General features: G+C 39.5%; 19 protein-coding genes and 1 other annotated feature (1 of these 20 running past the window's edge). All 19 genes read right to left on the bottom strand.

The window, feature by feature from the left end; genetic code table 11:
* Window positions 1-204, bottom strand: a binding site (T-box leader) (it extends 61 nt beyond the left edge of the window).
* A gap of 4 nt (window positions 205-208) precedes the next feature.
* Window positions 209-1,876 carry a dihydroxy-acid dehydratase gene (gene ilvD, locus JOC86_RS21460; RefSeq protein WP_205175017.1) on the bottom strand — a complete coding sequence of 556 codons (1,668 nt, stop codon included), beginning with the start codon at window positions 1,874-1,876 and terminating at the stop codon, window positions 209-211.
* 20 nt (window positions 1,877-1,896) lie between these two features.
* The gene (gene ilvE / locus JOC86_RS21455) at window positions 1,897-2,799 is read right to left on the bottom strand and encodes a branched-chain-amino-acid transaminase (protein ID WP_205175016.1); all 903 of its coding nucleotides are present in this window, start codon (window positions 2,797-2,799) and stop codon (window positions 1,897-1,899) included.
* 366 nt (window positions 2,800-3,165) lie between these two features.
* Window positions 3,166-4,059: a DUF4097 family beta strand repeat-containing protein gene (locus JOC86_RS21450; RefSeq protein WP_205175015.1), complete on the bottom strand. Its 894-nt coding sequence runs from the start codon at window positions 4,057-4,059 to the stop codon at window positions 3,166-3,168.
* 197 nt (window positions 4,060-4,256) lie between these two features.
* Window positions 4,257-5,414 (bottom strand): homogentisate 1,2-dioxygenase, encoded by a 1,158-nt coding sequence (locus JOC86_RS21445; protein WP_205175014.1) that lies wholly within the window; start codon window positions 5,412-5,414, stop codon window positions 4,257-4,259.
* Window positions 5,414-6,325 carry a fumarylacetoacetate hydrolase family protein gene (locus JOC86_RS21440; protein WP_205175013.1) on the bottom strand — a complete coding sequence of 304 codons (912 nt, stop codon included), beginning with the start codon at window positions 6,323-6,325 and terminating at the stop codon, window positions 5,414-5,416. Before JOC86_RS21440 ends, JOC86_RS21445 begins: the two co-directional genes overlap by 1 nt.
* 4 nt (window positions 6,326-6,329) lie before the next feature.
* The gene (locus JOC86_RS21435; RefSeq protein ID WP_205175012.1) at window positions 6,330-6,941 is read right to left on the bottom strand and encodes a flavin reductase family protein; all 612 of its coding nucleotides are present in this window, start codon (window positions 6,939-6,941) and stop codon (window positions 6,330-6,332) included.
* Between the two features lie 4 nt (window positions 6,942-6,945).
* The gene (gene hisC / locus JOC86_RS21430) at window positions 6,946-8,040 is read right to left on the bottom strand and encodes a histidinol-phosphate transaminase (protein WP_338021806.1); all 1,095 of its coding nucleotides are present in this window, start codon (window positions 8,038-8,040) and stop codon (window positions 6,946-6,948) included.
* 89 nt (window positions 8,041-8,129) lie between these two features.
* The gene (gene hppD / locus JOC86_RS21425) at window positions 8,130-9,245 is read right to left on the bottom strand and encodes a 4-hydroxyphenylpyruvate dioxygenase (protein WP_205175010.1); all 1,116 of its coding nucleotides are present in this window, start codon (window positions 9,243-9,245) and stop codon (window positions 8,130-8,132) included.
* A 283-nt stretch (window positions 9,246-9,528) separates the two neighbouring features.
* Window positions 9,529-10,959, bottom strand: coding sequence for a dihydrolipoyl dehydrogenase (gene lpdA, locus JOC86_RS21420; protein ID WP_205175009.1), 1,431 nt, complete (start codon window positions 10,957-10,959; stop codon window positions 9,529-9,531).
* Window positions 10,960-12,129 carry a dihydrolipoamide acetyltransferase family protein gene (locus JOC86_RS21415; RefSeq protein ID WP_205175008.1) on the bottom strand — a complete coding sequence of 390 codons (1,170 nt, stop codon included), beginning with the start codon at window positions 12,127-12,129 and terminating at the stop codon, window positions 10,960-10,962.
* A 10-nt stretch (window positions 12,130-12,139) separates the two neighbouring features.
* Entirely contained in the window at window positions 12,140-13,135 is a 996-nt protein-coding gene (locus tag JOC86_RS21410) for an alpha-ketoacid dehydrogenase subunit beta (RefSeq protein ID WP_205175007.1), read from the bottom strand.
* On the bottom strand, window positions 13,135-14,202 hold the full coding sequence (gene pdhA, locus JOC86_RS21405; protein ID WP_205175006.1) for a pyruvate dehydrogenase (acetyl-transferring) E1 component subunit alpha: 1,068 nt from the start codon (window positions 14,200-14,202) through the stop codon (window positions 13,135-13,137). The genes JOC86_RS21410 and pdhA overlap by 1 nt, the downstream gene beginning before the upstream one ends.
* A 42-nt stretch (window positions 14,203-14,244) precedes the next feature.
* On the bottom strand, window positions 14,245-15,351 hold the full coding sequence (locus JOC86_RS21400; protein WP_205175005.1) for a Leu/Phe/Val dehydrogenase: 1,107 nt from the start codon (window positions 15,349-15,351) through the stop codon (window positions 14,245-14,247).
* 65 nt (window positions 15,352-15,416) lie between these two features.
* On the bottom strand, window positions 15,417-15,812 hold the full coding sequence (locus tag JOC86_RS21395; RefSeq protein ID WP_205175004.1) for a thioesterase family protein: 396 nt from the start codon (window positions 15,810-15,812) through the stop codon (window positions 15,417-15,419).
* A gap of 485 nt (window positions 15,813-16,297) precedes the next feature.
* On the bottom strand, window positions 16,298-17,092 hold the full coding sequence (locus JOC86_RS21390) for an ATP-binding cassette domain-containing protein (protein WP_205175003.1): 795 nt from the start codon (window positions 17,090-17,092) through the stop codon (window positions 16,298-16,300).
* Window positions 17,067-18,098: an ABC transporter permease subunit gene (locus JOC86_RS21385; protein ID WP_205175002.1), complete on the bottom strand. Its 1,032-nt coding sequence runs from the start codon at window positions 18,096-18,098 to the stop codon at window positions 17,067-17,069. The genes JOC86_RS21390 and JOC86_RS21385 overlap by 26 nt, the downstream gene beginning before the upstream one ends.
* A 16-nt stretch (window positions 18,099-18,114) precedes the next feature.
* On the bottom strand, window positions 18,115-19,116 hold the full coding sequence (locus JOC86_RS21380; protein ID WP_205175001.1) for an ABC transporter substrate binding protein: 1,002 nt from the start codon (window positions 19,114-19,116) through the stop codon (window positions 18,115-18,117).
* A 959-nt stretch (window positions 19,117-20,075) separates the two neighbouring features.
* Window positions 20,076-21,020, bottom strand: a complete 945-nt coding sequence (locus JOC86_RS21375) for an NAD(P)H-dependent flavin oxidoreductase (RefSeq protein WP_205175000.1) — start codon at window positions 21,018-21,020, stop codon at window positions 20,076-20,078.
* Window positions 21,021-21,034: 14 nt separating this feature from the next.
* A complete protein-coding gene (paaX, locus tag JOC86_RS21370; protein ID WP_205174999.1) occupies window positions 21,035-21,910 on the bottom strand; it encodes a phenylacetic acid degradation operon negative regulatory protein PaaX in 876 nt (291 codons plus the stop codon).
* Between the last annotated feature and the right edge of the window lie 682 nt (window positions 21,911-22,592).

Raw genomic sequence — 22,592 nt, 5'->3', positions numbered from 1 at the left:
AAACACTACCTTAACGAGTCATTCAGTATTTCTTCGAATGACTACCATTTTGATAACGAGTACTATACTCGATCGCTCCTACTAGAGAGGGTTCAGAACGATACTCAGAGGGGATGTCGCGATTGGGCGTATTACCGGCTTCCAGCTATACCGGCTCTCTGGAAATACGAAATCCAATTACTTTTACCTCGTCAACGTTTTAACTGTATTAAATTTTCATAATTCCTCCAGTACTAGCGGAGGTTACTAATTTGGAATAGCGGGCTAAATAACCCCTTTTAATTTTCGGCTCAGGCTGTACCCAGTTTTGTTTCCTGTATTCTAATTCGACTTCAGGGATAAGAACATTTATTGTTCTATTTTCAAGGTCGATAAAAATCGGATCTCCATTCTCAATGAAAGCAATCGGTCCACCCTCAGCTGCTTCTGGAGAAATATGTCCAATGGAGATTCCCCTGGATGCACCTGAGAAACGACCATCTGTAATAAGCGCTACTTTTGTTCCTAACCCTCTACCAGCAATAGCTGCGGTTGGAGCTAACATCTCAGGCATTCCCGGTCCGCCTTTTGGACCTTCATAGCGTATGACTACTACATGGCCTTCTTTAACAGTACCGTCATCAATTCCTTTTTGGGCTTCATCTTGAGAGTCAAAAATAATCGCTTCTCCCATAAAAGTTTTAATTGATGGATCCACGGCTCCAACTTTGATGACGCAGCCATCAGGGGCAAGGTTTCCATTCAATATCGATAATCCTCCAACAGGACTATACGGATTGTCTTTTCGTCGAATCACTTGATCATTCTTAATCTCATAGTCCTTTACCAGCTCATAAATCGATTTTCCAGTTACAGTTAGACGGTCTTTATGGACGGCCCCATCAATTTCACAAAGTTCCTTAATAATGGCGCTAATTCCACCCGCATGATGTACATCTTCCATCGTATAATCTGATGCTGGGCTAATTTTTGATAAGTATGGAACCTTTTTAGCAATTTCGTTTATTCGGTTAAGGTCATATTCAATCTCTGCTTCATTTGCAATCGCTAGTGTATGAAGGACCGTATTTGTTGAGCCTCCCATTGCCATATCAAGAGCAAATGCGTCGTCAATCGCTTCTTTGGTAATAATGTCTCTAGGTTTGATATCATTCTTAATCATTTTTACTAGATGATGGGCAGCTTCTCGAATCAGTTGATGCCGTTCTTCTGACGTGGCAACAATTGTCCCGTTACCTGGAAGGGCTAACCCAAGCATTTCCATCAAGGAGTTCATTGAATTGGCTGTAAACATTCCCGAACAGGATCCGCATGTTGGACATGCATTTTGTTCAATGTCTAATAACTCTTCACTTGTCATTTGTCCTGATTGATGGGCTCCAACACCTTCAAATACAGAAACGAGTGAAAGTGGTTTTCCGGATGAGGATGTTCCACCTTCCATGGGACCTCCTGAGACGAACACAGAAGGTACGTTGGTCCTTGCTGCTGCCATTAACATCCCTGGTGTGATTTTGTCACAGTTTGGAATGAAGAATACTCCATCAAACCAATGAGCATTAATGACGGTTTCAGCTGAATCGGCAATCAGTTCCCTACTAGGAAGTGAGTACCTCATACCGATATGTCCCATTGCTATTCCATCATCGACTCCAATGGTGTTAAATTCGAATGGGATGCCACCTGCTTCCCGAATTGCTTCTTTTACGATTTCAGCGTAAGCTTTTAAATGTACATGTCCTGGGATGATGTCAATATAGGAATTACACACCCCGATAAATGGTTTTTCTAAATCCTTTGTTTTTACTCCCGTTGCATATAGCAAGCTTCGATGGGGAGCACGGTCAATGCCGACCTTGATCATGTCACTGCGCACTGTATCTCCTCCATCTGCTTTTATCCTGCTTGAACATTTCCATGTGTATAAACTTTACGACCTTCTTCAGTGACCGTTTTTCTAAATGATTCTAGAAGTTGTTTTGTATAGCTTCCAGGTTTACCATCACCAATTTCTCTTCCGTCCACTTTCACAACTGCGATCACCTCTGCCGCTGTTCCAGTGAGGAATACCTCATCTGCTGTGTAGACATCATGTCTTGTGAACACTTCTTCACGCATTTCGAATCCTAATAGCTGAGCCATATCGATGATCGCGTTTCGCGTAATACCTTCCAATGCTCCAACATAACCAGGTGGTGTTTTGATCACATTTCCTTTGACGATAAAGATATTATCTGCTGAACCTTCTGCAACATATCCTTGATCGTTTAACATTAACGCTTCACTTACTCCTGCTAGATTCGCTTCAATTTTTACAAGAATATTATTTAAATAGTTTAATGATTTTACTTTTGGAGATAAAACGTCAGCCCGGTTTCTTCTGCTGGCAACCGTGACAATTTCAATCCCTGTATCGTAAAGGCTCTTTGGAAATAATGCGAGCTGTTCTGCAATAACGATGATTTGTGGTTTACTACATGTGAAAGGGTCTAACCCAAGATTTCCAACACCTCTTGATACAACTACCCGTATATATGCGTCACGCAATTCATTTCTTCTTAAGGTTTCTACAATGACGTCTGATAATTCTTCTTTACTTTGCGGGATGTTTAACATAATGGATTTTGCTGAGTCATATAGGCGATCAACATGCTCTTTCAGTCGAAACACATTGCCGTCGTACATTCTAATCCCTTCGAACACCCCGTCTCCGTATAAAAATCCGTGATCATACACAGATACGACCGCCTCTTCCTTTTTTACATATTGGCCGTTTAAGTAAATCCATTGTTCGCTCATGTCGATCGCTCCCTTCATTGTTTTTTGTCCAAAATGGCAATGACATATAAGCTAAACTGACACCGATAAATAGTTGTCAGAAAATTATGTTGAGGACAATATTACGCCGGTTTTTATGATTGGTCAACACCCTTTTGAAAAGTTTTTTGACAATTTAGATTAGTCAGTCTAATAGTAAACGCTTACATCATCTTTACATCAACATTCCTATATTTAAAAAAATTTTTATTTTTTTTCCTATCAGACCCATTTCGACACCTTTTTTTAATCGGACACAAAAACTTTTTATTCGACGAAAAATTGATATTTTTTTAAGGGAAAATAAAAAAAGCCCGCAGAAAAAATCCGCAAGCTTCTTGTATTTTATTAAATTAAAGTAAAGTCCCCTGAAGACGTTGTTGCACGGATTAAATATTTCTCATCACCAATACTTCCGACAATACGCTGAGCGGATTTTTCCTTATACGCCATTTCTTTTAATTTTACCGTTCCATTGCCTGAGCTACTTCTGAAATCCAGAGAGAGAGATTGAGGGGATTCATTAAAGTTTATCAAGATATCACCGCTTGAAGTCTGAGTGTCAATATCTCCAAGAAGTCGATTTATTTCTAAATCTATTTCTCCTGAGCTTGTTTCTGCTGTAATCGTTCCTGCTCCCTGCTTTACGATCACATCTCCGGATGAAGTGTACATTCTGATTTTTTCAGAAGTCACTCTTTGTAGAAGAATGGTTCCACTGCTTGCTTTTATTTCCATAATGCTTGAATCAACATCAATAATATCAGCATCACCACTATTTGTTCTTGAAGAAAAACGATCAGAAATTAACAATTCTTTCGCTAGAACATTTCCTGAACTCGCAATTAATTCCATATGATCCGCCTTCATATTCAATACATCAATATCCCCAGAAGATGTTTCGAAGGTAATACTTTTCCAAAGCTTATTTGGAACCTTAATGTTAAGATTCAAATCTTTAATGGTGACTCCTACTTGAAGCTTAAACCCGCCTCGGTCAGCAATATAAATCTCTAGAATATTTCCCTTTTTCTCCAAAACTAGCTCGTATTCCTCTTCAAGCTTTTCACTAATCTTCCCTTCAAGTTTTGCCACGAGGGTATCCCCATCTGTTGGTTCAACTCTTACATCTGTAGAGCTTGTCTTTACTTCTAAATGTTCAAGCCCATTAATATCCGCTTCTTTTTTGTCATGAAATTCGATGGTTTTGAAAGAAAATGCTTTTGTGAAATTTAGTGCCATATATACTCCAACTCCCCTATTTGAGAATAAAAAGGTTTTATACATTCTATATCTAAACGAATTAATAGAATTCTGTTTACTTTTTTCCTCTTATACTACCATAGTATAATATTACCATTTATTCAATATATACCCACTAATTTCACTTTAAAAAAGAACTTCGCTTTCTTCCTATGCGAAGTTCTTTGAGTAATAAATTATTTCTCAATCCATGTATACATGTAGTGATCGTCCTCATATCCAGTCGTAGACTTTACAATTTTTAATGGACGGAACGTATCGATCATGACGGCTAATTCCAATGTCTCTTTCTTACCGATACTCGCTTCTGTTGTTCCTGGATGTGGCCCATGAGGAATACCACTTGGATGAAGTGTAATCGATTCTTGTTTAATTCCTTTACGACTCATAAAATTGCCTTCCACATAATAAAGCAATTCATCACTGTTCACATTACTGTGGTAGTACGGAGCTGGAATCGATTCTGGATGGTAATCATACAGTCTCGGAACAAAGGAGCACACCACAAAGTTATGACCTTCAAAGGTTTGATGGACTGGCGGCGGCTGATGTACCCTTCCTGTGATCGGTTCAAAATCTTCAATATTGAACACCCAAGGATATAAATAGCCATCCCATCCCACAACATCAAGTGGATGATGATTTAAAATATGGGAATGAATATAGCCTCTTGATTTAGTTAAAACTTCATACTCACCCTTAGCACTGTGAGTTTCCAATGTCTCCGGCCCTCTAAGGTCACGTTCACAAAATGGGCTATGCTCAAGAAGCTGCCCATATTCATTACGATATCTCCTTGGAGTCGTAATTTGGCTGAAGGATTCGACAAAAAGCATCTTTGTTTCCTCTTCCGGCATCATTCGATAAATCGTCCCAATTGGAATTGTTACATAGTCTCCTGGCCGATAGCTGAGTGTACCAAACATTGTCTCAATTTTCCCTTTTCCGTAGTGGATATAAAGCATTTCATCTCCATCACCATTACGATAATAAGAGCCCATATTTTCTGTAACCTGAGCCGTTCCGATAAGCAGATCATCATTCCCCAGTATATACTCGCGGGCATCAAGACCATTTCCTGTTCTCTTTACTTCACTTGTTAAAAAGTGACGGTGTCTTAATGCCTTCTCATCCTCTATTTCATATTCGGGAAGATATTTTTTTACAACTTCAGACTTTACCACCTCTGTAGGCAAATGGTGGTGATACAAAATGGATTGTGTTCCTGAAAAGCCCTTTGTTCCCATTACTTGCTCACGAAAAAGACTACCATCTTCCTTCTTAAACATCGTATGTCTTTTCTTAGGTATTTTCCCTAGCTTACGGTAATACATCAAACTCCTCCTTCCGTTACAGTATTTTTTAATGCCCCTAATCCCGTAATCTCTAATTCTATTTCATCACCAGGTTCAAGCCAGCGGTGAACATCCGTTCCAAGCTCTAAAATACAACCAGTTCCTACAGTCCCTGATCCAATAACTTCGCCTGGATAGAGGGTTACCCCTGCGGACGCCCGTTCAATCATTTCTGCAAACGAATAATAGATTTGCTCGTAATTCCCTTGCGAAAGAAGCCTTCCATTAACCTTAGCTGTCATTTCTAACTGATAACGGTCTCCTACTCGATAGGCTTCTAGTTCATCTTTTGTCACAAGGTATGGGCCGAATGAGGTCGCAAAGTCTTTTCCTTTTGCTGGCCCCAATCCAACTTTCATTTCTTGTCTTTGGAAATCACGAGCACTCCAATCATTCATAATGCAGTACCCAAAAATGTAGTCTTCTGCCTCTTCCCTAGAAATATTTTTCCCCTCTTTACCAATTACACAGGCTATTTCAAGCTCATAGTCAAGCCACTTACATCCGATTGGCCTCTCAATAACTTCTTCAGGACCTTTAATGGCTAAATGATTCGTAAAATAAAAAACAGGAATCTCATACCATTCAGGTACAACATCAAGTCCACGCTTTGCCCTTGACGTTTTGACATGCTCTTCAAAAGCATAAAAATCACGGACACTAACCGGCCTTGGAAGCGGTGATTTTACTTTTATCTCCTCTTTCGAATACAGTTGACTATTTGAGAATGGATTAATCATGGGAAGATATTTTTCATGATTTTCTATAAAAGAAACCATATTATTGGGGATCATCCCATTCGAACTCTCAAAAAGATCCAGTACTCCTTCATTCATAAGCAATCCAATTCTTTCTTTTCCCTCTTTATTTTCAAAAGTTATCAGCTTCATAGTTTCACCTTTTACGCACTAGTTCAAAAGTATCACTCATTGGTTTTGTATATAATTGGCCAGCTAAACGACCTACGGGTTGAAGTAAATCTGAGTCAATTTTTCCCTCGTAGTACAAATCATCTGCAATTCTGACAAACTCAACTTTACCAATGACAAGACTTCCTGCTCCTGGTTTATCACCAAAATGAAGAACCTGATGGAGAGTGCATTCCAATTGGACCTTACTTTCTTTTACATATGGAGGCCGAACGGTTTCTGAATTTCCTTTTGTTAAGGATGCCTGTTCAAATTCATCAATCTCACAATCAAATTCCACGGCTGTATCATTCATTTGTTGAACAAAATCTTCACTTACGATATTGATAACAAATTCTTTCGTTTGCTCAATATTGAATAATGTATCCTTTTTACTGCCATCCGTCCCTTTTCTCATAGGTGAAAAACAGATTAGCATCGGATCGGCACATATGGCTGTAAAAAAACTGAAAGGGGCAAGATTAACATTCTCATTCTCATCTACGCTTGATACAAATGCGATGGGCCTTGGTAAAATTGATCCCACCATTAGCTTATAGGCATCTTTCCACTCTAACGCATCTGGTCTTAACTCCATGACATCACACGCCTTTCAACACTTGAGTTAGGGATTCAATGAAATAATGATTATCTTCATCTGATCCAATCGTTACACGTAACGTTGTTGGATATCCCAATAATGTTCCTGAACGAACAATGATTCCTTTTTTCATCAGCCCTCTTGCAACGACATCTCCGTTTTGTTCACAGTCCACCATAATAAAGTTCGATTGTGATGGAAAATAATTAAGACCCATTTTTTGAAAAGAACCCTCAAGGAACTTTCTTCCCTTTAAATTATTTTCAGAACATTTTTTAATAAAAGCTTGATCTTCAAGAGCAACCCTTGCAGCGCCCTGGGCTAAACGACTTACATTGAAAACATCCTTTACTTTTCGGAGCTGCTCTGTGATTTCTTTATTCATTATGCCAAATCCGATTCTAAGGCCCGCTAAACCATATATTTTGCTAAACGTCCTAAGAACAATTAAGTTTTCAAATTGCTCGACTAATGGAACGGTATGCAAAAAATCATCCGTTGAAACATACTCTACGTATGCTTCATCTATCACTACGAGGATGTGCTCTGGTACTTTCTTAATAAAAGATAACAGCTCATCCCTTCCAACAATCGTCCCTGTTGGGTTGTTAGGATTACAGACGAAGATCATTTTCGTTTTTTTTGTAATAGCTTCTAGCATGTTTTCTAGGTGGTGGATTCCATTTTCAAGTGGAACAATGACAGGTGTTCCTCCTTCAAGATACACATTTGTTTGATAACGAGGAAACGTTACGTCGGCCATTATGGCTTCCTCGCCTTCACTAATGTAAGCGCGTGTTAATAGTCGAATCACTTCATCTGATCCATTCCCAAACACAAGCTGGTCCTGATCCACCTTAAAAAAGTCACTTACTTTTTTCGTTAGCTCAACAGCCATTCCATCTGGATAAAGATTAAGATCACTTCCCTCGAACGAGATCCATTTCTTTACCTCTGGAGAGCATCCGTATATATTTTCATTTTCTGATAGCTTTCGTATTTGTGAGAGTCCATTCTCTATCTTTATCTCTTCTAAGCTTTTTCCTAATACATAAGGAGCAATTGCCTCGACTCTTTTTCTAGTTTTAAACTTCACGACCAATGATTAACCCCCCGGTTACATCAAGGTTGAGGGGCTTAAGGAGAAGAAGATATCTTCCCTTGTAACAGCCCCTTTAATTGCTTTTATAAATTTCCTCTACGCTCTTGTTCACGCTCAATTGACTCGAAAAGAGCTTTAAAGTTTCCTTCACCGAACCCTCTTGCACCCTTACGTTGAATAACCTCAATAAACAGTGTTGGACGGTCTACAATAGGTTTAGTGAAAATTTGCAGCAAATAACCCTCATCATCTCTGTCTACTAAAATACTTAATTCTTTAATCTTTTCAATTTCTTCGTCAATTTCTCCTACTCGTTCTGATAACATATCGTAATAAGTATCTGGTGTGCTTAAAAATTCAACACCATTTTCTTTAAGAATTCCTACCGTTTTCACAATATCCTCTGTTAAAATCGCAATATGTTGAACACCTGGGCCATTATAAAAATCTAAATACTCTTCAATTTGTGATTTTCTCTTTCCTTCTGCAGGCTCATTGATTGGAAATTTAATTCGTCCACCATTATGCATAACCTTAGACATAAGTGCAGAATATTCCGTATTAATGTCATCGTTGGTAAAATGTCTCATTTCTTTAAAGCCCATTACTTTCTCATAATAGGAAACCCATTCTTCCATTCTTTCTACATTTCCAACAACATGGTCTACTCCGATAATTCCTGCATCTTTATATGGAGTAGTGGAATCTAGCGCCTCAAAGCCTGGCATAAAGAGTCCTTTATAATCATTTCGTTCAACTAGTGTGTGAATCGTATCTCCGTATGTACCAATGATTGCTTTCTTTACTGTTCCATTTTCATCAGTAAGAGTCATCGGAGGAGTAATTTCGATTGCTCCTCTTGAAACAGCTTCACTGTAAGCCTTTTCAACATTATCAACCGTAAGGGCGATATCTTTTACACCATCACCATGTTTCAAAACAAATTGGGAAACTCGGCTGCTATCGTTTAATGAACCCGTTATAACTAAACGGACTTTATTTTGTTGAAGAACATACGAAACAGTTTCGCGATTACCTGTTTCTAATCCAGAGTATGCAACTGGTTTAAAACCAAAAGCGGTACAGAAATAGTGGCAAGCCTGCTTCGCGTTACCTGTATAATATTCTAGATAATCCACTTCTTTAACTGGAAAGAAATCATCTACTTTTGCATTTGTTGGTACTGTTTTTTCTTGCATTTCATATCCCTCCATCAATTTATATTTCTGAATATTATATTAATTATTTATTATTTTTCTATCAAGAGCGGGGTGTAAAGCGAGAACGCTTCTCCGCGGTAAAGCGGAGCCGATTGTTCATCGGAATAGCTCCTTTCGGATGAGAAACGATTAAATAAAGAAATTGGCTAATCACCAATTTCTACAATTCGAACTCTCCTTCTGACATCAAGCACACATAGGGATACAGAATCATTTTGACAGTAGTAAATCAACGTTTGCGAAAACAGACATTGGTATAGACTTAGACCTTTGCGATCTCCCTTTGTTTCGAAGGGGGCAGGTGAATGGCTTTCCCTTTTAAAGCTTCTACTGCTTCTAATAAACTTTCATTTATACTTGGATGTGGATAGAATGGAAAGGTGAAATCTTCGTCTCTACCTCCCATTTCAAGCCCAATAATCGAGCTTGAAATGAGCTCAACAGCAGAGCTTCCCATCATATGAAGACCTAATAAAACATCACTCTGACGATCCATGATGACTTTGACGACTCCCTCTTTCTCACCGGTCAACTGTGCAAAGCCATTTCCTCCTAATGGATAGACACTTGTCATAATTTCATAACGATCTTTTGCTTGTTCTTCCGTTAGTCCAACACTAGCGATAGCTGGAATTGTATGAACAATTGCTGGGAGAAAGAACTCATTATATTCTGAAGCGAATCCAGCAATCGCTTCCGCCGCCACTTTTCCCTGCTTAATGGCTTTTGTTGCAAGTATCTTTCCTCCTGTTACATCACCAATCGCATAAATATGTGGCAAGGAGGTTTGACATTGTTCATTTACTATCAAAAATCCTTCTTCATTCTGCTCTAGCTTCAAACGGTCTATTCCCAGTTCTTCAATATTGGGCACCTGTTTGCCTACCGAAAAATAGTGGGAGCCTTCAACCAAAATCGTCTCTCCACCGTCGGAAGAATACTGGGCTTTAAGAGAAGACCCTTCATGTTTCATTTCTTTTAATGAATAGCCTTTTAAAACTTTCACTTTATTTTTCTTTAAAACTCTAAATAGTTCTTTAGTCATCGTCTGATCGAAATCTAATTCACTGTTGAGAATGAGGGTCACTTTACTGCCTAATGCCTGAAAACTCATAGCTACTTCTAGTTCAATATAACCGCTGCCTTCGACGATCAATTCTTCAGGGAGCTCCTTTAATTCAAATATAGAAGCCGAGTCTAAACATCTTGAGTCGTTATTAGGGAAATGGGGAGATGGCCGTGTCGTGCTCCCTGTTGCGATAATGGCTTTCTTAAAGCGATATATCGAATATTGATGCCCATTTTCGATACCGATTCGATCTTCAGATAGAAACATAGCCGTCCCTTTCAAGATCTCTATCTTATTCGCTTTGCAAAGTGACTCTACCCCTTTTTTTAATCCACTTGTTAAATTCTTTTTATACTCTTGTAGTCTTGAAAGATTAATAGAGACCGCACTAATATCTAGTCCCATATTCCTGTCATGTTCTATCGCTTTATAGCGCTTTGCAAAGTGAGTCATTAACTTGGAAGGGATGCAGCCCTTATTTAAACAAACTCCGCCTAGCTCCTCTTTTTCCACAAGTGTGACAGATAATCCAAGCTGATTCGCTCGAATGGCCGCATGGTATCCACCAGGTCCTCCTCCAATCACCACTAGATCTCTTTCTTCTGTAATTTCGCCCACAACCATTTATATCAACTCCACAATCATTAGACTTGGGTTTTCAATCAGCTGAGCAAAACGGTTTGTAAAGGCAACAGCCGTCGCTCCATCTGCGATTCGATGATCAAATGACATCGATATATTCATGATTGAACGAACAACAATTTCATCTTGATCATTGACAACTGGACGCTTCTTCGTTTTATGAAAAGAAACAAGGGCTACCTCAGGATGGTTAATAATAGGGGTTGCTCCGATAGATCCATGCAATGGTCCAACATTACTCACCGTAAATGTTCCACCACTGACGTCCTTAACGGTAAGTTCATTGTTAATAGCTTTTTTTGAAAGAACTTTCATTTCTTCAGCAATTTCTTTTACGTTTTTCTTCTCTACATTTCGAATAATCGGGACGATAAGTCCTTCTTCTGTATCTGTTGCTAACCCAACATGATGTTCTTTTTCAAGTACTATTTGTTCATTGTTTTCATCCAACCGTGCATTGAAAATCGGGTATTCTTTTAAGGCTAGCGATAGTGCTTTAACTAAAAAGCCAGTAATCGATATGGACAGGTTTCTACCTTTTAATGAATTTTTAAGGAGTATCAATTCAGTCATATCAATTTCTTCAAAATGGGTACAATGTGGAATCGTCTTTAAAGATTGACTCATTTTATGGGCAATTTGTTTCCTTCTGCCTCTAAATGGAATAACTTCTTGATGGATCTCTTTGTTGGTTATCTGAGGTGTGGTTTCTTGAATTTTTTGAGGTTCGTATTCTTTTGTATTTTGTTGTGACATAAATTCGTATACATCATTGTCCATTATTCTTCCAGATGGACCAGTCCCTTTAATCTCTTCAATAGCAATTCCTTTTTCCCTTGCTATTTTCCTTGTGTAGGGAGATGCTAAAACCCTTTGTGAGTGAACAACAATAGACTGTTTAGGCTTTGCAATCATACTTCTGATGGGTTCAATGATTAACACTGTGGTGCCAACAGGAATGGTCTCTCCTTCACGCACAATAATTTCCTTGACGACACCAGAACTTGGTGCGGGGATCTCAGCTGTCATTTTGTCCGTTTGAACTTCTACAAGCGGCTGGTCAGCCTTTACTTCATCACCTTTTTTGACGAAATAATGACATATATGCGCTTCCGTCATTCCTTCGCCAATATCGTGCAGCTTTACTTCCATGTAACCCCTCCTAGAACTCCATTACTTTTTCTATTGCTTTGACTACTCGCTCTGTTGATGGTAAGTAATAATCCTCAAATCCAAAGTATGGAACTGGTGTGTCAAAGCCTGTAACTCTCTCTACCGGGGCTTTTTGATAAAGAAATGAAGAATCGTTAATGATGGCTAAAATATCATTTCCCACACCACTTGTCTGATGCCCTTCATGGACAATGACTGTCCTTCCCGTTTTTTGAACGGATTGAGAGATAATCTCCTTATCCAATGGATAGAGTGTTCTTAAGTCAATCACATCGCACTTAATTCCTTTTTCAGAAGCTAAGCTGGCAGCATCCATTGCTACTTTCATCATCGCTCCCCAAGCAAAAACAGAAACATGCTCGCCTTCCTTAAGCAGCTTTCCCTTTCCGATTTCAACCGAGTATTTCCCTTCCGGAACTTCTTCCTTTACAGATCGATACATCCTCATCGGTTCTAAAAATAGGACAGGATCTGGATCTTCAATCGATGCAATGAGAAGTCCTTTTGCATCGTACGGACTGGATGGACAAACTACTTTCAGACCAGGCATATGGGTGAAAATGGCTTCGGTGCTGTCAGAATGGATTTCCGGTGCTCTTACTCCTGCACCGTATGGAGCACGAATGACTAACGGACAAGTAAAATGACCTAATGTACGTGAGCGTATCCGTGTTGCATGTGTCATAATTTGTTCATACGCTGGATAAATAAAACCAAGAAATTGAATCTCAGCCACTGGACGGAAACCGTTGACCGCCATGCCAATCGCAGCCCCAATGAAGCCTGCTTCACTCAATGGTGTATCAATAACTCTTTCTTCTCCAAATTCCTCCTGCAAGCCATCAGTTGCTCGAAATACCCCACCGTTTTTACCGATATCCTCACCTAATAAAAGGACATCCTCTGATTCCTTGATCATCGTTCTCATCGCATCTGTAATCGCGCCAACCATTGTTAAAGTTTTGGTCTTAACCGCCGTTTCCATTAGCTTTCACCTCTCTGCTGTTGTAAAAGTAGATCTCTTTGTTGCTGGATCGTCCATGTAGGTTTTTCAAAAACATAATCAAAGATCACTTTTGGATCCGCTTCCTCAAAGCTCTCCATTTCCTCGACGGCTTTTTCCACTTCAAGAATGGACTCTTTTTCCACAGAGGCTGCCCATTCATCATCAAACCAGCCTTGATTTTTCATCAATTTTTCTAGTCTTAAGATGGGGTCACTCACCTTTCGCTTCCGTTCACTTTCTTGCTGATTTCGATATTTCGTTGGATCATCCGCCGTTGTGTGGGCACCATATCTCCATGTCACCGCTTCAATGAGAGTGGGGCCATCTCCGTTTCTGGCTCTTTCGGCAGCTTTTAATGTTTCAAAATAAACCGCAAACACATCATTTCCATCTATGCGAATTCCTGGGATATCGTAGGCCAATGCTTTCTGAGCAATCGTCTTTGTTTTCATTTGCTTGTGAATGGGTACTGAAATAGCATATTGGTTGTTTTGATTAAAAAAGATGACTGGAGCGTGAAAGACACTTGCTACGTTCAGCCCTTCGTGGAAATCACCTTCAGATGTTGCACCATCACCAAAATAAGCGATGGACACGTTTCGGGTCCCTTTCTTTTTTTCAGCAAAAGCAGCACCAACTGCATGCGGTAATTGTGTCGCAATCGGAATACCGGGTGGGAAAATTCTCTTGCCATCTGGCGGAACACAGCCTTCGTTTCGCCCTTTCCAAAACAATAGGATATTTCGTAATGTATGACCAAAAGTCATGGTCGCACCGTGATCTCGGTAGGAAGGAAACATCCAATCCGATTCATTTAATGCTAGAGCGCTTCCTACCTGTGAAGCCTCCTGTCCTTCATAAGGAGCATATGTTCCAATTCTTCCTTGTCTCTGAAGACTTACTGCTTTGCGATCAAACACCCTTATTCGTGTCAGATGACGGTAAAAGGTCTTGGCAAGTTCAGGGGTAATGTCCTTTACATTATCTTCAGACACAAACTCACCTTGTTCATCCATTAATCGAATGATCGGAAATTGACTTTCCATTTCTTCACCTCTTTTTTTAAAGTGTAAAGCTGTTATTGCCATTTACGTTCTAACAGACCACTTCGGGCGTTTCATATGAGAAAAGAAACTATTCCGACGGGAACGTGAATGAATACGATCTTCACAGAATCGATCCGCCGCTTCAACCGTGGTGATTCCTTGATTCTCTGCTTGGGTATAAATCATTTGAAGAGAATCATAAATGGCTCTCGTTTTCTGTAAAACTCGTTCCCTATTAGGCTCGTAAAGCTCATCTGCCACTTGAATAAGCCCTCCCGCATTAACGAGATAATCAGGGGCGTATAGAATCCCTTTTTCATGCAATTTCTTTCCGTGATCGAGATTTAGTAACTGGTTGTTGGCAGAACCTACTACTGCTTTCACTTTTAGCTGCTCAATCGTGTTATCATTAATAACCCCTCCAATGGCACAAGGAACAAAGACATCTGCATCTGCAGAATAGATTTCTTCTCCTGATACGACTTTAAGGGCTGCACCCATACCTCTAGCTTTTGAAACTAGATGATCGATTGCTGGCTGATTAATATCTGTAACATAAAGGTCTGCTCCTTCTTCTAACAAACGTTCAGCAACCTTAATGCCGACTTTCCCCAATCCTTGGATGGCATAACGTTTACCATAAAGGTCTTTTGATCCCCACAAGCGGTGATTCGTTGCTTCTAATCCATATAGAACCCCTAAGGCCGTTGGAATGGAAGAATCTCCACTCCCGCCATATACTTCATCCACTCCGACAATGCAATTCGTTTCTCTAAGGGCATAGACGAAATCCTCTGGTGTTGTCCCCATATCTGTTCCCGTATAAAAACGACCATTAAGCGACTCTACAAACTGACCAAAAGCACGGAAAAGTTCAGGATTCTTGTCTTTCACTGGATCTCCAATAATAACCGCTTTTCCACCGCCAAAATCAACATCTGCAGCAGCACATTTATAAGTCATTCCTTTTGAAAGACGTAAAACATCTTCTAAGGCTTCATCAACAGAACGATACGGGCGCATTCTGCAGCCGCCTAATGCCGGGCCAAGAGTTGTATTATGTATAGCAATAATGGCCTTTAAGCCTGTATCTTCATCATTACAGAAAACAACTTGCTCATGATTTTTTATTTTTTCAAACATATCCATCTACTTTCACCTCATTGCAACAGTTTTTGAAATCGCTTACATACCACATCAAAAATAAAAGTAGATTAAAAGAAGGAATGATCAATCAAACCGCTAATTTTGGATTTAGGGAGCACCACTTGCTTTACTTCTCCCTTGCCAATGATTTCTTTTTGGTTCCTTGCCTCTACTGCCGTTATCACGACATTTTTTATTATTTTTGTCACCGTCGCTGTCACAGTAACCGAAGACCCTTCACTACTTGGTGCCAGATGTTGAACCGTAACAGCACCACCCATTCCTTCTTCTTCATCCTCTAGATATGGAAGAATGATTTTTCTTGAAGCCCATTCCATATGATAGACCATTGAAACAGTTGAGTAGACAGGATGAACGACCTCACCTTCAAATTGAGCGAACATATCTGGGGTCACGGTGAACATAATCGACGCTTGTCGTCCTACTTCCATTCCAGACTTCATCTCTTCACCCCTTTAAAGTAAATAATACATTATCTATATAACGTTTATTCAACGATATAATAACATTTTGTATTACTAATAGTCAATTAATTAAAAAAATTTAAAAAACTAAGAAATGCGCAAGGGCCTTGAAAAGAGGATGAAAGGCTAAGTTCGCCACCTTCTGTGGCAACGCCTTTCTGACCCACATCCTGTGGACCTCTGACAAGCATAAGTCGAGTCACCTAAAAAGGGTGATTTTTCCCTTTCTAGGTGGGCTTGGCTTATGACTCGAAAGCCTAGGGGCTGGACAATGACAAACTTTTTCATCTGTAAACACTCCAAATTTTTTATACTTTCTTACCTTATGAAAAACTCGGTCTATATTTCGAAGACCAAGCCCATCTGGAGAAGTGGAAGCACTTTTGTTTGAAGAAAGATTAAATGATTTCAAGAGACACCTATTCCATAAAAAAACAATGAGCCGTATTTGGCCCATTGCTTTATTAGGATAATAATGCTCGGTCACTCGACATTTGTGATCCTCTAATTCTTTGAAACTCATTCAGTAATCCAGGTACTGTTAAGTTTTTCTTTTCTTCTTCATTTACTTCTAAAATGATCTGTCCTTTATCCATCATAATCAGCTTGTTGCCAAGATCAATCGCTTGCTGCATATTGTGGGTTACCATCAATGTTGTTAAATGATACTGATCGACAATTTCCCTGGTCAAATTAGTGATTAATTCTGCTCTTGATGGATCTAAAGCAGCGGTATGCTCATCCAATAGTAGAATCGCTGGCTCTGTAAAGGTTGCCATCAATAAGGAAAGCGCTTGGCGTTCTCCCCCAGATAATAACCCTACCTTCGCATTCAGGCGATTCTCCAAACCAAGATGAAGAGTTTCCAAGACGTCTTTAAAATGCTCTTTTCTTTTCTTTGAAACCCCTCGCTTTAATGTACGTGTCTTATTTCTTGAATAAGCCATTGCTAGGTTTTCTTCAATCGTCATAGATGGTGCCGTTCCTGCCATTGGGTCCTGAAAAACTCTCCCAATTAATCGGGAACGTTTATACTCAGACACTCTACTAACTTCTTTATCATTAATATTGACAGAACCGGTATCAGGAAGGATTACACCAGAAATAATATTCATTAAGGTCGATTTCCCTGCACCATTACTTCCAATGACCGTAACAAAGTCCCCAGGGTTTAATTTCAGATTAATATTATCAAGGGCAATTTTTTCATCTGGTGTACCCTCGTTAAAGACTTTATGAATCTGATTTAAGTGTAGCACCATTATCACCCTTTCCTTCACTTGGTACGGCAACCTTTTGTAATCTTTCTGCATTTTTGACTGCTTTCCGTTTCTTCTCTCGATAGTGGTCTAGAACCTTAGGTGTAATGAGAGCTAATATCACAATCGTTGCCGTAATAAGCTTCATATCCCCCGTCTCGAGAAACTCTACCCTTAATGCGAGGCTGACTACAATACGGTAGATAATCGCCCCTCCAATAACCGCTAAAGTGGTTCGAACAATCGTTTTCGTTCCAAATAGGGCTTCCCCGATTATTACTGAAGCAAGACCGATAATGATCATCCCTATCCCCATACCAACATCTGCAAAACCGCCATACTGGGCAATAAGTGCTCCAGATAATGCAACCATAGCGTTAGAGATTCCTAGTCCAAGAATGATTAATAGATTCGTATTCGCCGAAAAGCTTCGAATCATTCTTTGATTATCACCAGTAGCTCTTAATGCTAGACCAATTTCAGTAGCAAGAAAACGATCTGTTAAAAATTTTATCGCAAACGTAACAAAGATCATAAAAATCAGAACTCCCCATGTACTAGGAAGAGAGTCTCCCAATCCAACAGCTGAAAGAATTCCGTTGAAAAAAGAATCGAAGCCAAGACTTGCCCAAACATTTTCTACAGATGTAAAGGATGTATCTGTATTGAGAAGCGGGACATTGGACCTTCCCATAATCCGTAGATTAATGGAATAAAGAGCGATCATCATCAAAATACCTGATAAAAGTGCATTAATCTTTCCAAACGTGTGTAAAACACCTGTTAAACAACCAGCCACAAAACCTGCTGCGATAGCCACCAGTGTGGCAACAAAAGGGTTTGTCCCTCCAACAATCATGGTGGCTGCGACGGCAGCCCCCGTAACAAAACTTCCATCTACCGTTAGATCCGGAAAATCTAGTATTCTAAAAGTTAAATAGACACCCAAAGCCATAATGGCATAGATGATTCCCGATTCAAAGGAACCAAAAATTGCAGTGAACACTAAGAATCATCCTTTCTTATTCAAGAAACTTCCCAATTTCGCTCCACTCTTCTTTAACTTCTATCCCTTGCTTTTCTGCAGCTTCTTTATTAATTACCAATGTAAAGTCTTTAGGATATTCAATATCTAGTTCAGAAGGCTTCTTCTCACCCTTTAAAATTTGAGCAGCCATTAATCCTGTTTGGTAGCCAAGATCCTCATAATTAAAGCCACTTGCGGCTACAGCTCCACGTTCCATCGAATCAAGATCCCCTGCGAATAATGGGATATCCTTTTCATTTGCAATTCCAATAAGGGCTTCAATTGCTGATACAACGGTATTATCCGTTGGCATATAGATTGCATCTACACGCCCAACTAATGATTCAGCTGCTTGCTTTACTTCAGCAGAGGTTGCAACTGAGGCTGTTACTACTTCTGCCCCTTTATCCTTAGCAATCTTTTCGACTTCTTTGACTTGAACTACAGAATTCTGCTCACCAGAATTGTAAACAATTCCAATCTTCTTAATTCCTACCTCATCAATCATAAAATTAACCGTATTTGAAATTGCCTCCGGATGTGTATCAGATGTTCCTGTGATATTTTCCCCAGGCTCATCTAAAGCTTTAACTAATCCAGCACCTACTGGATCTGTAACAGAGGTAAATACAATAGGGATTTCTTTCGTCGCATTTAACGCACTTAATGCACTTGGAGTTGAATTAGCAAAAATCAAGTCTACTTTATCACCAACAAAGTTATTTGCAATCGTTTGGGCATTACTTTGGTCATTTTGAGCGTTTTGAAAGTCATACTCAACATTTTCTCCCTCTTTAAACCCTTCATCCTCTAATGCCTTCTTAAAACCTTTAAATGCAGCATCTAAAGATGGATGTTCTAGGATCTGGGTTGCACCAATGACGTATTTCTTGTCTTCCTTTTCTGTTGAGTTCGAACCCTGTTCACTTCCACAGCCTGCTAGAGCAAGCATTAATGCCAACATGGAAGCAACCACTAGCAGCAAACTTTTTCTCACAAATAAATCCCCCTTTTATTCCTTTTTTATATTTTTATTAGTCAAATGACTAATAACTCCCAAAGATTCACAATAAAGACAAGAATTATATGATAATCAATACACATATCGTGAATACAACGTTATATTATCACTCAGGTTATATGAAAGTCAATAATATTCCGAAAATTTGAAATTTGGTATAAGTATATACTTTTCATTTGATTTTTTCTAGAGTTTCTGCTTTTCTTTTTGTGTTTTGAACTCTTGCGAGTGCTTTTTCTTTTAGGTTCGTAGTGACTGTCCCTCCATGAAAGAGTAGATTCTTTTGATGGAGCTTGTGTTTTGATTTTCCTGGTAGGGGCGAACAAGTGCTTTAGACGGTTTGTGCTGAAGAACCTGATTACAGAGAGGTTTTTTGAAGAGGAAGTTTATGATTGAATTTATGATAAGATCTTTCTGCAGTTGGGGCTCTTTTTTATGTTGGGGTGTCAATTTCTACCATAGGGAGGGGTTTGAAGGAACGGTTGCTGTTGATTAGGAGTGCTGGGATCCGTTCTCAAAGAAGGGGCTATTTAGAATGAATCATTGTTTTTATAATGGGGCTTTTTGCATTTTTGAATATTTCTGTTTTAAATAAGAAGATATAAAAAAGCTCCTTTCCCTATTGTGGCCCTCTATTTTACTTTCCCGCTTTTTCAGAGCCTCATTGGATTCCTTTGAGGCCCTCTTTTTCACTTTTCCACTTTTTCAGGGCCACATTGGACTCCTTTGAGGCCCTCTTTTTCACTTTTCCACTTTTTCAGGGCCTCATTGGACTCCTTGGTGGCCTTCATTTTCACTTTTCCGCTTTTTCAGGGCCTCATTGGACTCCTTGGTGGCCTTCATTTTCACTTTTCCACTCTTTCAGGGCCTCATTGGACTCCTTTGAGGTACCCATTCTTGCTTTCACTAATTTGCAGGGCCCAAATCATAAGCCCCTACAATAATCTTTGAGCCTCCCTCAACTTTCCTTTAGCTTCCTCTACCATTCTAGTAAATAATTCAGCTACCGTTGGAATATCTGACACAAGACTACTAATCTGCCCTCCGTTGATAAACCCTTTATCGAGTTCGCCTTTTAAAGCACCAATTCGGTGATAATCTTCTGAGGTTTGTTCAGCATAGTGCTCTAACGGCACTTCATTTTCAATTCTAAGAAGATAATCGGCATACGGCGTTTTCATCACACGGCGAACTTTTCCAAAGCTTCTACCTAAGATGACTGTTCCTTTGTCATCTGCTTCAAGCAATGTGTTTTTGTAATTTTCATGGAAGGGTGCCTCTTTTGTGGCAATTAAACGCGTTCCCATTTGCACCCCACTGCCACCCAGAGCCAGGATAGAAGCTAACCCTCTTCCATCCCCTATACCTCCAGCTGCGACGACTGGAATAGACACAGCATCAATCACTTGAGGGATGAGCGTAAGTGTCGTTGTTTCTAAAGAAGAGTTAATTCCAGCGGCTTCATACCCTTCCGCCACGATAATATCAGCTCCTGCTGCTTCCGCTTTTTTTGCCTGTTTAGCCGATGCCACTACACAAATCACCGCAATGCCTTTTTCTTTAAAGGCCGAAATAAATGGGGCAGGGTTTCCGGCAGATAAAGATACTGCCGATAGTTGATGCTTTAGAACCAGTCCCACCATTTGTTCAACAGACAGGGTAACAGAGAGTGGAATATTTAAAGCAAAGGGATAATCTGTAAATGTTTTAGTTTCAAGAATGATCTCTTCTACTTCGTCTGGGAGCATTGTTCCTGCTCCGATTGTTCCCAAACCCCCTGCTTCCGATACGGCTGCTGTTAGCTTGGCATTACTTATATTGCCCATCCCTCCCTGTAAAATCGGGTACTGGATGTTTAGGATATCTGTTAATCGATTCATTGAACCCTCTCCTATTAATCAAGAATTAGTGGATGATCGAACATATTATAAGCTTGATCTTTATTTGTCAGCTCATTTCCTTCTTTAAAAACAGATTCAAAGAACCGTGATGCAGGATGTGCCAGTTCCTTGTAATATTGTGCAAATAGCGTTGCAGCATGGCCCCCTAGCCACTTAGCTGGAAGAAGCTCCTCTGGAAGACCTGGATCGACAAATAAAAACTTTCGATATTCATGCACGAGCTTCGTTCTTTCTACAAAGCATTCCGCATCAGACATTTTTCCTTTTTCTATTTTATTTTTATCGATTACGTATTTTTGACTATAATGGGTGATGAATTCCTGGTAACGATCATTGATTTCGTTTAAATCCCAGCTTTTTTCGATGAGTCGTTGGTTTTCTCCAGGACCTTCATAGTTTGCGATAAAAAAGTCAACATATTGCTTAATATCATATTTATCGATTAAATCACTCACTTGTTTATCGAGATTATTAGGCGAGATCCAGCAACTGTTTGAAAGTGTCCCAAAGCCACTCCAAACCAATTCCTTCCGAAGCTCATCACGAATATTACGTATTTCCTCTGGAATCGTATACATAAGAATCCGCCATTTCCCATCCCATTCTTCTGGTTTTAGCTTGAAGATACGGTTTGCAGCCTCCTCCATTCTCCTTACTCCACGTTCTGTTAGAAAATAGAAACTCTTATTCCCTTGTTTCTCTGCCTGTACCCATCCCTGCTTATTCATTCGAGAAATAGCCGCTCGGACCGCCTGATCATTATGGCCAAATTCATTAAGCAAGCGAATTAAACTCCCAATCCAAATTTTGTTTCCATAATGCCGGACATAGTCACCATAAACCGTAAAAATCATTGATCTTGTATTCATACTAACTCTCCTCTTTCTTTCAAACCCATCACACTTTTGCTTTTTCAAAATAACAATAACATGACGTTCCATTTACGTTTACCAAACATTCTATCATAAAGATCATGAGAATTTGAAATGAAGCATTTAAATTTTTGGCTGATTTCGGAAGCTTTGTTGCTATTTGAAAGGGGTGGTTAAAGCGGAAGGAACTCGCTTTCCGATATTTGGTCATCCATCCCCTTTATAAACGACCTTCCTCTTCCCTACTTACAATATTTGGTCGTTCATCTCCTTTATGAACGACCTTTCTTATGCCCATTTACGATATTTGGTCGTTCATTCCCTTTATGAACGACCTTTCTCTTGCCCACTTACGATATTTGGTCGTTCATTCCCTTTATGAACGACCTTTCTTATGCCCATTTACTATATTTGGTCGTTCATCCCCATTATGAACGACCTTTCTTTTCCACACTTACGATATTTGGTCGTTCATTCCCTTTATGAACAACCTTTCTCTTCCACACTGATGATATTTGGTCGTTCATTCCCATTATAAACGACCTTCCTCTTCCCCACTGACAATATTTGGTCGTTCATCCCCTTTATGAACGACCTTTCTCTTGCCCACTTACGATATTTGGTCGTTCATCTCCTTTATGAACGACCTTTCTTATGCCCATTTACTATATTTGGTCGT

This window comes from Rossellomorea pakistanensis, assembly GCF_016908495.1.
Lineage (GTDB): Bacteria > Bacillota > Bacilli > Bacillales > Bacillaceae_B > Rossellomorea > Rossellomorea pakistanensis.
Note: the sequence above shows the minus strand (reverse complement) of the source record. Positions and strands in the feature narration are given on the sequence as shown.